At 53.3% G+C, this 11,332-nt stretch carries 11 protein-coding genes; all 11 read right to left on the bottom strand.

What is annotated here, in order from left to right; translation table 11 throughout:
- Window positions 1–83: 83 nt before the first annotated feature.
- The 11 genes from BM159_RS08265 to atpC all read right to left on the bottom strand — a co-directional run bounded on the left by BM159_RS08265 (window position 84) and on the right by atpC (window position 11,331).
- Window positions 84–1,364, bottom strand: coding sequence for an MlaD family protein (locus tag BM159_RS08265; RefSeq protein ID WP_093913776.1), 1,281 nt, complete (start codon window positions 1,362–1,364; stop codon window positions 84–86).
- Window positions 1,361–2,125 carry an ABC transporter ATP-binding protein gene (locus tag BM159_RS08260; RefSeq protein WP_093913775.1) on the bottom strand — a complete coding sequence of 255 codons (765 nt, stop codon included), beginning with the start codon at window positions 2,123–2,125 and terminating at the stop codon, window positions 1,361–1,363. Before BM159_RS08260 ends, BM159_RS08265 begins: the two co-directional genes overlap by 4 nt.
- A 10-nt stretch (window positions 2,126–2,135) precedes the next feature.
- Window positions 2,136–2,912: an MlaE family ABC transporter permease gene (locus tag BM159_RS08255; RefSeq protein WP_093913774.1), complete on the bottom strand. Its 777-nt coding sequence runs from the start codon at window positions 2,910–2,912 to the stop codon at window positions 2,136–2,138.
- A gap of 114 nt (window positions 2,913–3,026) precedes the next feature.
- Window positions 3,027–4,703, bottom strand: coding sequence for a SpoIVB peptidase S55 domain-containing protein (locus BM159_RS08250; protein WP_093913773.1), 1,677 nt, complete (start codon window positions 4,701–4,703; stop codon window positions 3,027–3,029).
- A gap of 143 nt (window positions 4,704–4,846) precedes the next feature.
- The gene (locus BM159_RS08245; protein ID WP_093913772.1) at window positions 4,847–6,259 is read right to left on the bottom strand and encodes a phosphodiester glycosidase family protein; all 1,413 of its coding nucleotides are present in this window, start codon (window positions 6,257–6,259) and stop codon (window positions 4,847–4,849) included.
- 86 nt (window positions 6,260–6,345) lie between these two features.
- Window positions 6,346–7,368 (bottom strand): rod shape-determining protein, encoded by a 1,023-nt coding sequence (mreB, locus tag BM159_RS08240; protein ID WP_093913771.1) that lies wholly within the window; start codon window positions 7,366–7,368, stop codon window positions 6,346–6,348.
- Window positions 7,369–7,386: 18 nt separating this feature from the next.
- Window positions 7,387–8,655: a UDP-N-acetylglucosamine 1-carboxyvinyltransferase gene (murA, locus tag BM159_RS08235; RefSeq protein WP_093913770.1), complete on the bottom strand. Its 1,269-nt coding sequence runs from the start codon at window positions 8,653–8,655 to the stop codon at window positions 7,387–7,389.
- A 247-nt stretch (window positions 8,656–8,902) separates the two neighbouring features.
- Complete coding sequence (locus BM159_RS08230; protein WP_093913769.1) at window positions 8,903–9,394, bottom strand: hypothetical protein; 492 nt, start codon at window positions 9,392–9,394, stop codon at window positions 8,903–8,905.
- Between the two features lie 5 nt (window positions 9,395–9,399).
- Complete coding sequence (locus BM159_RS08225) at window positions 9,400–9,588, bottom strand: hypothetical protein (protein WP_093729051.1); 189 nt, start codon at window positions 9,586–9,588, stop codon at window positions 9,400–9,402.
- A 68-nt stretch (window positions 9,589–9,656) separates the two neighbouring features.
- Entirely contained in the window at window positions 9,657–10,688 is a 1,032-nt protein-coding gene (locus BM159_RS08220) for a hypothetical protein (RefSeq protein WP_093913768.1), read from the bottom strand.
- Window positions 10,689–10,908: 220 nt separating this feature from the next.
- A complete protein-coding gene (gene atpC / locus BM159_RS08215; RefSeq protein ID WP_176760348.1) occupies window positions 10,909–11,331 on the bottom strand; it encodes an ATP synthase F1 subunit epsilon in 423 nt (140 codons plus the stop codon).
- Between the last annotated feature and the right edge of the window lies 1 nt (window position 11,332).

The following is an 11,332-nucleotide window of genomic DNA, read 5'->3' as shown; positions in this document are numbered from 1 at the left end:
TTTTTGACACAAAAGTCAATTATAGCAACAGGCCCATCATACGATGCGCCCGGGAAAACCGTTCCTCTCCGTATGCCGGCTTATCAGAAGTAAGCCCGCACACCCACGTACACATCCCGTCTGCTGCCATGGAGCAGGTCCAGGCTCTCTCCAACCAGGAATATGTCATTTTTAATCATATATTCTCCGCCAAAGCGCAGCTTGCTGTCATCAAAATCATACAGCTGGGAATAGATACGGAACCTGTTGTTGAGATCGTATCCAAGCCCTATGCCGAATTTCCCCTGCATGGCCCCTGCGCTGACATTCATGTTATGGAAACGCTTCCCGAGGTACAGGTCAAGCTTGGTATCATTTCCGATGCTGGACGCGCCCAGGTAACCGAATGTTCCTTTATTCGGTTTTTCAAACTGTACCCCGAAATTACTGCGCCAGTCGCTGCCCTTGATATTGTGGAAAACATCCGCATGACTTTTTACCTTCATGCCGTCTCCCATGCCCAGAATCTTGTTGGCCCGTTCCGTTACGCCCCGGGCGTTATGAATCGTTGCCTTCAGGTCCTCTTTTGTCTGGGGATCTTTTGCAACATCTGACAGCGTATTCGTAATCGTTTCCAGGTTTTTGCTGGTAACCGCCAGATTCCTGGCCATTGCGGCAACGTTCCTCCCGGTCTGCCCGTTTGCATCGACGCCTTTCATCAGGCTTTCCATATGTGCCATGGCCTTGTTCATGCGGACGCTCATCTGGTTGAACTGTTTTACCATATTCCGGATTTCCGCCTGGTTTTCTTTGGCAGATTCAGCCATCACTTTTGTAAATTTACTCAGGTTGTTACTGATTTCACGGGCATTGATAAAGCCGTCCCGCATGGATTTCTGGACTTCCTTATCGCCGAATACATTATTCAGGGCATCCGCTATGCCTTCCACTTTTTCCAGCACTTTCCCGGAATTTGCCATGAAATCGTTGATGTCCCCGCCGGGCTGGCCGGTCAGGCTGCTGCCCGGTTTCAGATACACGCCGCTGTATTTTTTAGGCGCGCGTATATCCACGTATTTCTCCCCCATCACGCCGTCCGAACCAATCGTGAACTCTGATTCCTGCGGTATCTGCACGTCTTTGTTGACATGCATGGTGATCATAACCTGGTCCGGTTCCACTTTTGCCTCCTTGACAGTCCCGATGGGAACGCCGGCATAGCGTACCGGGCTACCTACCTTCAGGCCGTTCACCGAGGGATAGGACACATGCAGGTCATACCCGCTGTCAAATAATTTAAAGGCTCCCAGAAAACTGATCATGGCGGCCAGGATCACTGCCCCGCCCAGCGTCAGAGCGCCAACCTTTGTCTCGCTTGTGTTCATCGAAATGCCTCCGTTGCTCCTGCAATCTCTTCCCCGGTGATAAAGCCCCGGATCAGGGGATTGTCCGAATGTCTGAATTCTTCCGGCGTTCCAACCGCTACAATCTTTCCGTTATTAATCAGCGCGACCCTGTCGGCTGCCACGTACACCGAATCCATATCGTGGGTCACCAGTATGGAAGTCACTTTATGCTTGCGCTGTGTCTCCCGGATCAGGCGGCTGATATTCATCATGCGTATGGGGTCCAGTCCTGCCGTAGGTTCATCATACAGGACGATGCGCGGTTCAATCGCCAGCGCCCTGGCCAGGCTCACCCGCTTTTTCATGCCGCCGGAAAGTTCCACCGGATAAAGCTGTTTCGCGTCCTCCATCCCCACATCCTGCAACAGTCCGTCCACTTTCTGCCGCACCTTCTCCTCCGGCAGCCGGAAATGCTGCCGCAGGCCAAACGCGACATTTTCACCGACATTCAGGAAGTCGAACAGCGCGGAATACTGGAACACCATCCCGATATGCTTACGGATCTCGTTCCATTCCTCTTCGGTCAGGTTGGATACATCCCGTCCTTCAATCAGGACCTTCCCGCCTGTGGGAGCCAGCAGACCGATCAGCACCTTCAGGATGGTGCTTTTGCCGGTGCCCGAAGGCCCGATGACCGCCATGGTCTCTCCCTTTTTCACTTCCAGGTCAACCCCCTGCAGCACCTTTTTCTCACCAAAAGCAAGTTCCAGTCCCTGCAGGGATATCACAGATTCAGCCATAGTGCCTCGCTCATTCACCTACATACAACAAAACCGTCAGAAAGTAATCGAATATGAAAATCAATATGATGGAAAGGACCACCGAAGCCGTAGTGGCAAGCCCGACGCCTTCCGCGCCCTGCTTTGCGTTCAGGCCTTTGAAGCAGCCCACGATACTGATGATAGCGCCAAATACCACGCCTTTGATCATACCGCCGAAAAGGTCGAAAGGCTCGCAAAACTGTTTAATGGAATTCAGGTATGTCATGGAACCGATATCGGCGTAGTAATGAGCGACAAAAAAACCACCCGCATTGCCGATAAAATTACCGAAAACGATCAATACCGGCATCATCAACGCCATCGCCAGAAAACGGGGCGCTACCAGATACTGCACCGGACTGGTGGCCATGACCCGCAGCGCGTCGATCTGTTCCGTCACTTTCATGGTACCCAGTTCCGCCGCGATGGCCGCACCGATACGCCCGGCGACGACAACTCCCGTCAGGACAGGAACCAGTTCCCGTCCCATGGCGATCGCCACTATGCCGCCTACGGTACCGGATGCTCCCAGTTCAACAAATTCCTTCGCCGTCTGCACAGAGAATACCATTCCGGTACACAGCATGGTCAGCAGGACGATAGGCAGGGAATCCGCGCCCAGAAGCGCCATCTGCCGCAGCATTTCTTTGATGTTGACTTCTTTAATTTTAGACAGCGTATCTATAAAGAGCAGCATCATCCGTCCGGCAGCCTGGCAAAAATTCAGGACTGCGGCGCCAACAAACGCACATGCACCTTGCAACATATGCTGCTCTCCTTTCCCCGGAAAACGAAACTGTGATTACAGCCGGTCCCGATAATACTGAAATACATCATCTTGTAATTCTTAAACGTATAATATTAAAAACTTATGGCAATTTTAAGGCAGTCTGACCGTGACCTTCTGCTCGCCATCCACAATATAGTCGATAGCCACGGACTGTTTGTTACGCCCGCCTTTCAACAGGGAAGCCAGGGATTCTTCTTCCTCTTCCTCCCGGACAGCCTTCCGTTTATGGTCTGGCGCGAATTCGATGATAATATCGTTATTGCGGTCCGCCTGGTTAACTTCCCGGACATAGTCAGACAGTTTGACATCTTTTTTCTTTTCTTCCTTTTTTGCCTGTTCTTCTTCTCCGTCTTTCTGTTTCCGCAACAGTTCCCGGATCCAGGCCATCGAGGCGCCGCCCCTGACATTTAACTGCACTTCGCCGCTCGCGTCTTTGGGCATTTTATAAGCAATGGTCCGGACAAATTCCTTTTCCCGGTAGGGTTTCAGCGTCACCTGCAAATGGATCGTGTCTCCCGGCTTCGGTTCTTTTTCCTTCACCGAAACTTTCTTTATCTCCGCGATCAGGGCCTCCGTGCTGGCGTCCACATCCACGTCAATATTCGTGATCCTGACCCTTTCCAGCTTGTTCTGAAGCAACACCTGGACAGTTTCCTGCAATTCGGCCGGCAGTGGTTTTACAACGGACTCCTTGTCAAAATACATGTTATCACGGGAGATATGCAGCAGTTCCCCTTTTTCGTCCCGGGCAGTTATATCAAACCGGATCCGGGCGCTGCCTCCTTTGCCGTGGTCCACGGTTTTGGCAGCCTGGCTCACCAGGACTGAGGCCGCCAGCTTGTGAGCCAGCTGTTCGTCATTGACAAGTTTGACCCTGGCGCTCCCATTCTGCGAGCGAGTGGTATCCGAAACCGAAACATACATGGGTATGTACGCAGGCAGACGTCCGATCTGTCCCGCGACCCCCGCGCCGCGGTCCTGGCTGAACGTGCCCGCCGCCGCGCCGATATTGCCTATTTTATAAGCAGCCTGCAGATTCGGAAGGGATGCCAGCACCCAGGTCTTTGTCAGGAAGAAATCAGCGGCGCCCCGGCTCATAAAGGGATGGCCAAAGGCCAGGATCCTGCCTTGTTCATCCGTCCATGTCACCGTGCCCAACGCTCCGAGCGTCAGATCCCCCTGTATCAGGGCTGCCCCCACGGAACTGCCCGGTTCCAGATCTTTAGCCGACGAAGCAGTACCGGGAGCGCCGCTATCCGCAACTGTCATGCCAAAGGGCTCCAGCCCCTCTTCCAACAGCGAAATGCCCGCAGGCGTAAATCCCCCTGCCAGCAGTGGCGTACCTTTGGGCAGCAAAGAAGGGGAAACGTCCCTGTGGGGTTCCGGCTTGTCAAGTATATCCAGCATGTCATGGATCGGTGTCAGCAGGCAGTAGTGCGGGTCGGTAAACGCCTTGCCGTAGGCAATGGCGCCTGCCAGCCTGCCGTCAATATAGACCGGGCTGCCGCTCATCCCCTGGGCAATGCCGCCGCTGCGGGCAATCACGTCCCCGCCGGCCCTGATCAGAATCTGATAGCCCATGGAATCACTGCCCGTGACTCCCAGCACTTCCACCGGAAAGGTTTCTATGGTGTCACCGGAAATTACGGTCTTCGCATAACCCCGCATCCCCGCTTTCAGATCCTCCACGGGCATCAGCGGAGTTCTGGCAAAAGCCTGGGACCCCACAGATAAAAACAAAAAAAGCAAAAGAAATAGTTTCTTCATGGATGAATTCCTTTTTTATTGCATAATACAACCATTATAATACTTAATTATACAACGAAAAAAAAAATTTGGCAAAACACTTTGTGCAGAATTCACCGTTGTGACAAATTTGCATTACATGAGGAAAAACAGACTGTCCTCTGCTATTTCCGGAACACGCCAAGGCCGATGCTTACCGGCCGTTCCGACCCGTCGGAAGGACGGTTCATGATCCTGCCGTCCAATACCATTTCAGAGGATCCCCCGCCATCGAAATTGACGGCGGAAACCGCTCCGAAACGTTTCAGATACTGCGCAAACTCCTTTAATGTCATGCCGGCTGAATTCTGGCTGCGGCCGTCCACGACCATCAGCAGGACGGTTCCGTCCGCCGTGACACCGGCCCCGGTCCGGGGCGCGCGTCCGTACGCGATATCCGGCGCTATCGCTTCCTCCCTGACGCGGACATTGACCTGCCCGTTTTCCAGCAGAAGAGGCCCTGCGCCCGCGACCAGTCTGGCTTCATCGGCCGTACGGCTGCCCAGGGTCTGGTCGACTGCGACACGATCGCCGCGTCTGATGCGTGCCAGCGCATCCGCATTGACACCGTGGCCGGACAACACAAGGGAATTGTTGTCCAGCGCCATATTCCCTTTTGAGGAAATTTCCACAGCCCGCCCCTGGCGGATCCGGACCTCGCGGCCGTGTTCATTGGTCCGGGTAGAACTTCCATAGTTCCGGTTGAAAAGCACCAGATCATTTGTAATCCGCTGCCGGTTCAGGCCTTTTATGGTAAGGATACGGCTGCCCGGCAGGGAAACCGTCCCCCGGTAGGCAAGATCTTTCTGTACGGATGCTTTTCCTTCTTTATCCACCACAAACGCGCTGCGAGGCGTCGCGTCGGTGCCAAAAAAACTGCCGTTCCATTTACAGTTCCCGATGACCCAGCCATCCGTATCAAAATAGCAGGCATTGACAGCCGCCCTGGCGCCGCTCGCCGCCACAGCCCGGGAAAGCCTTCCCCGGCCGTTGGCACTGCCTGCGCCGGAAAAAGGCCGCAGCTCATAGTTGCTGCCCGGAGCCAGGCTCAGCACGTACAAACGCACCGGCAGACCGCTCATGTCATCCTGCCAATAGGTGTAGGCAAGCCCGCCCCCCAGATCTTTTGTGATTCTTACAATCTGGATGCGGTACACGTCTATAACAAGCCGGTTTGGTTTCTTCAGCACAATAACCTTATGCTGCGCCGGTTTCTTCAGGTTAATCTGCAGGCGGGATGTTTTTTTCCCTGTTTTTTCTATGGAAACATCCTTCACCGAAGCATCGTTAAAAGTCTGCTGCAGCTTCTTTTTTACAGCCGTATCGATGTCCAGGGTGATCCTGTCCTGCGTGCTGCTTTCTTTAAATTTTGCCGGACTGTCCATATCCAGCACGATGCGTATCCTGGCGGCGCCGCTGCCCGCCCGCATGCCTGTGATCTGCGCCTGGGCAGAAGCATGCAGCAAGACGAAAAACACGGTAAAAAGCGGAACGATCCTGCCCGCCCCTGTCAAAATCCGGAGTAAATAATTATTCATTGTCCATAACCCTGTAAAATCAGCAGGACGGCATGGAAGCAAATCACAAACAATCCTTCCCAAACCGTCCTGAAAGTATTTCGTTTTTAAAACATGGCATTGCTGTACACGGTGCCGGGCCGCAGCTTGTCCAGATTCTCCAGCGCCTTGCCGGTACCGATGGCCACGCAGTCCAGCGGATTCTCCGCCACAAACACGCGGATGCCGGTATCCTCTTCCAGCACTTTGGCAAACCCGCCCAGCAGCGCGCCGCCGCCGGTAAGGTAAATACCGTTGTCCACAATGTCCGCCGACAGCTCGGGCGGGCATTTTTCCAATACGGAACGGATTTTCCCAATCAGGGTCTCCAGTGGTTCTTCCAGCGCCTTCCGGACATCCTCGGACGTTACTGTAACAGTGGTCGGAAGACCGTTGATCCCGTCCCTCCCGCGAATCGTCATGCTCTTAACCTCTGCTCCGGGATGCACATTGCCAATCGTCTTCTTGATACTTTCTCCTGTGGTATCCCCTATCAGCAGGTTGTATTCCCTTTTTACATAACGGACGATGCTTTCATCAAACTTGTCGCCACCAATGCGGACGGAATCGCTGTCTACCACGCCGCCCAGGCTCAGGATGCCGATATCGGTAGTGCCACCGCCGATATCCACCACCATTTTCCCGGAAGGAACCATGATGTCCAGCCCCGCTCCCAGAGCCGCCGCCAGCGGCTCTTCAATGAGATACGTCTTGGATACGCCGGCCTGGATCGTAGCTTCCAGTACGGCGCGTTTTTCTACTGATGTTATGTGTACCGGAATGCAGGTCATGACCCGCGGTTTAAAAAAGAAACTCTTTCCCGCCACCTTGTTCACGATGTATTCCAGCATCTTCTGGGTAATTGTATAGTTGGCGATTACACCTTCCTTTAACGGGCGTACCGCCACGATTCCCTGGGGCGTGCGGCCCAGCATGTCCCTCGCCTCTGCCCCTACTGCCAGAATCTTGTTTCCCGCTTTTTCCACCGCCACTACCGACGGTTCGTTCAGCACGATCCCCTTGCCTTTTACATAAACCAGAATATTGGCCGTGCCCAGATCGATGCCAATGTCTGTATGTCCACCAAACATATTGTTTCTCCCGTCCTGTCAGTCTTTTACGCTGATGCGCTGGATATCCGCGCCCAGGCCCTTCAGCTTACCGACGATATCCTCGTAACCGCGGTCGATATGGTGCAGATTGCCGATAGTCGTCGTGCCCTCCGCTACCAGCCCGGCCAGAATCATGGCAGCGCCGGCCCGCAGGTCAGAGGCATTCACTTCACAGCCGGTCAGCTTGGCAGGCCCTTCAATGATGGCGCCCCGGGCGCCTGTGGTAGCAATATTCGCGCCCATGCGGTTCAACTCCACCACGTGCATGAACCGGTTCTCAAATACCGTTTCCATCACCGTGCTGCGGCCCTGGGAAATCGTCATCATGGCCATGAACTGCGCCTGCATATCCGTGGGGAAGCCGGGATACGGCAGGGTTTTCACATTCACGCCTTTCAGTTCTCCCGGGCAGGCCACATGGATCCGGTCTATATCCTCTTCAATCAGTACACCGGCTTCACGTAATTTGGCCAGCAACGGTTTCTGATGTTCCGCCAGCACATTTTCTATAATGACATCGCCGTGGGTCATGGCTGCCGCAATCATATAGGTGCCCGCCTCAATACGGTCGGGAATCGCGATATGCTCTGCCCCATGCATGTGTTTTACACCTTCGATACGGATCACATCCGTGCCCGCGCCCCTGATACGGGCCCCCATCTGATTCAGATAGTTGGCCAGATCGACGATTTCCGGCTCTTCCGCCGGATTTTCCAACGTAGTGGTCCCTTCCGCCAGGCAGGCTGCCATCATGATATTTTCCGTCGCCCCCACACTGGGGAAATCCAGATAAATATCCGCGCCCTTTAGCCCGTTGGGCGCATAAGCTTCTACAAAGCCATGGTCCTGGGAAATCTTCGCGCCTAACGCTTCAAAGCCCTTTAAATGAAGATCGATGGGCCGGCTGCCGATCGCGCAGCCGCCCGGCTGGGAAATACGGGCATGCCCCATACGGGCCAGCAGCGGCCCCAGCACCACAAACGAAGCCCGCATGGTACGGACCAGTTCATATGGAGCTTCATAAGCCGATATCCGGGTCGTATCCAGGGTAAGTTCATGTTCCCTGCTGTCATCGATTTTGACGCCTAAATATCTCAATACGCCGCAAATGGTGCGTACGTCTTCCAGCTTGGGTATCTCGTCCAGGTGACTGGGCGTCTCTCCCAAAACAGATGCTGCAATAATAGGCAGCACCGCATTCTTCGCCCCGCTCGTCTTTACTGTGCCAACCAGGCGGTTACCGCCTCTGACAATCAACTTATCCACAAGCTTACCCCCTACCGTTGTTTTTAAAAAAACGTTTGATGTCTTACTTAATAAACACTGATTCCATGAGTTTGTAACACGAATGAACCAGTGTTTTCCTTACAATTAAACTCTATCATTATAAGCGTCATTTAGCAAGAGGAAACGAAAAAATTTTACTTCAGTTCCCCTGTGCCGCGGGCGCAAAAAGAAAACGCCACGCCTGTAAGCGCAGCGCCCGTAATGAAATTATATATCCTACTACTTACTACTTGTCCAGGTTGCTGAGATTTTTTGCCACGGTTTCCTGCAGCTTCTTTTCCTTCAGCTTTAAAAGTTCAGCATGCTGTCTTTCCTGTTCCGCACGCTCTTCTTCCAGCTCCTTCATGCGCTTCGCCTTGGCAGCCTTGCGTTCCAGACGAATCTTTTCCAGCTCTTCCTCGCTGATCTGGTTCTTTTCGAGCTCGTGTTTGCGCTCTATCTCCATCTCGGCACGTTCCGCCGCGATGCGCCGCTTCTCTTCCTCGCGCTTATGGTCTATCTCCAGCTGCGCTTTCTGCTCAAAGGAAAGATCCACGGTACGGGCCGCGCGCTGCCGGTAGAACAGGTACACCACAACGACGGGCCAGAACAGAAAGGTTGCCGCCACCCAGAAGTTCTTGTTGGGAACTTCATGTTTGATAGCATCCTTATACACATAATACGCTACTACGCAGCGTATCGCAATCTGTGCCAAACGTATTAATAACTGCTCGTCCATGATGCTTAAAACCCTGCCCTTCGACGGTCAGCAAGTATATTGTAGTAGGTTTCTTTTTCTCTGATAAGCTTTTTCAGCTCAGCGATCTTATCCGGTTCAAACTCTTTCCTGAGCTGGGCCTTAAGGTCCGCAATCTCACTCTTGAGCTGCCCCATACGGTTGCCGGCTAAACTGCTCAAAGCATCTTTTGCCATATTTCTCCTTAGCCTCCTAAAAACAGTGCGGCCTGGCCGCTGAATCTTCTCTTAAAGCCCCTCCCCATTTACCTTTCGGGCGCATTGGGATCGGGAAGCGGCACCAGTTCCGCTGCCTGGCGTTTGCAATCGTTGATAGTCATGGCGTTCAGAACGCACATATTGCCGCGCTTAAGAACCAGGTCCAGGCGCGTTAGCAGGCGCATGGTCCGCTGCAGCATAACCGCAAACTGGTAATCCTGCTTATCCGCAAGACTGAATTCGTTGTAATCCGGGGTTCTCTGCACCAACAGACCGATGCCCTCTATCTTGCTCTTCCATACGTCCCTCAGGCGTTCCACATCACTCCTGAGGCTGTCAACGGTATCACCCAGACGGCGTATCCGGCCTACCGCGTCGGCAAGTTTCAGGCTGCGCCAGTCAATCTGGTCCTTCAGGGCGAAGGCTTCATCCTTGGTGAGTTCAGTAATCGGTTTATCGCAAAGCTCGGCATACAAGGCATCCGTATCCACAACGACAGGCACGCCCAGTATTCCATTCAGAACCGCGCCTTCTTCTATCATGCCATTATCGCTGTGGTGGGGGGCCTGAACTGTCCCCATCGTGTCAAGCACGCTGTCGCCTTCTTCGGTATCCGGGAACCCTTCGATGTGCAGTACCTGGTCTTTTTCCACTTTCTGCGTCATCGTCTTTCCATAAATGGCAAGACTTGTCAGCATACCTGTGCCAAGCACATCCCACTGCTGCTCATGCAGTGCCTTTAAAGCGGCTGTCATATTGCGGATATCGTCCATCTGCGGACGCCCGGCATGCACACTCTCCATCCCCTTATAGCTGATAAGTCCGGGTGGGTTGGTCATACGGCTGAAAAGCTGGGCCAAAGCGCCAAACTCATCCCATATCTCCAGCTTGAATTTACCGTAATCAATAACCGTCTCGAGAACCTGCTTATTAACGGTATAGTAACGGATTTTCTCGTCATTGTAACGTTCCAAACTGCTTCTGACAATCTGTGCGGAATTACTCAAAGCCGTGTACAATTTAAAACCCGCAACGGCAAGTCCCGCAACAGCTATCACAGCCCCCGGATGCACTGCCACACTTACACCTCCAGTAAGTTTCAAGACTCTCCGCCTGCAGTCATGAAAACACTTTTAAGGAAATACTGATCAAGGAAAATTCAGCAAACAATATTACAAATATTTTTATAAAATTATTACGATATTTTGATAAAAAAGAGGTTCGTCCGAATATTATTCCGGACGAATCCCTCCTTAAACCTTACTGATACAGACCAAATCACGGTCTGCCCGGTTCTGGTCAGCGGGATTCCGCCGCCAGCCTTACGGTCTTCAGGCGCGCTTCCGAACGGCGCAGGCTGCCCATGACGCGGTCCATGTCAACCTCGTCATCCGGGTTTGCCAGACGCTCGCGGGCACGCAAAGCCGAAGCTTCGGCGCGGTCAACGTCAATTTCATCGGCAGTCTCGGCTGCCTCCGTCATAACCACAACCTTGTTGTCCTTAACCTCCATAAAGCCACCCTGTATGCACAGGAAATGAGCAATGCCCTCGGCATCGCGGTACTTCAGCGGAGCTTCCTTAAGGGCGGCAATCAGCGGGGCGTGGCGCGGCAAAATGCCGACACCTCCCCACAGGGTAACCGCTTCCACATAGGAAATGGCATCCGACTTCAGTACATACTTGTCCGGAGCCAGGACCTCAAAACGCATTAAACTGGACATA

This window comes from Succiniclasticum ruminis DSM 9236, assembly GCF_900112895.1.
GTDB lineage: Bacteria > Bacillota > Negativicutes > Acidaminococcales > Acidaminococcaceae > Succiniclasticum > Succiniclasticum ruminis.
This window is presented reverse-complemented; position numbering and strand designations above follow the sequence as displayed.

Excerpts from the sequence above, each read along its gene's own strand:
- BM159_RS08265 (WP_093913776.1), bottom strand. The coding sequence starts at position 1,364 with ATGAACACAAGCGAGACAAAGGTTGGCGCTCTGACGCTGGGCGGGGCA.
- BM159_RS08260 (WP_093913775.1), bottom strand. The coding sequence starts at position 2,125 with ATGGCTGAATCTGTGATATCCCTGCAGGGACTGGAACTTGCTTTTGGT.
- BM159_RS08255 (WP_093913774.1), bottom strand. The coding sequence starts at position 2,912 with ATGTTGCAAGGTGCATGTGCGTTTGTTGGCGCCGCAGTCCTGAATTTT.
- BM159_RS08250 (WP_093913773.1), bottom strand. The coding sequence starts at position 4,703 with ATGAAGAAACTATTTCTTTTGCTTTTTTTGTTTTTATCTGTGGGGTCC.
- BM159_RS08245 (WP_093913772.1), bottom strand. The coding sequence starts at position 6,259 with ATGAATAATTATTTACTCCGGATTTTGACAGGGGCGGGCAGGATCGTT.
- mreB (WP_093913771.1), bottom strand. The coding sequence starts at position 7,368 with ATGTTTGGTGGACATACAGACATTGGCATCGATCTGGGCACGGCCAAT.
- BM159_RS08230 (WP_093913769.1), bottom strand. The coding sequence starts at position 9,394 with ATGGACGAGCAGTTATTAATACGTTTGGCACAGATTGCGATACGCTGC.
- BM159_RS08225 (WP_093729051.1), bottom strand. The coding sequence starts at position 9,588 with ATGGCAAAAGATGCTTTGAGCAGTTTAGCCGGCAACCGTATGGGGCAG.
- atpC (WP_176760348.1), bottom strand. The coding sequence starts at position 11,331 with ATGTCCAGTTTAATGCGTTTTGAGGTCCTGGCTCCGGACAAGTATGTA.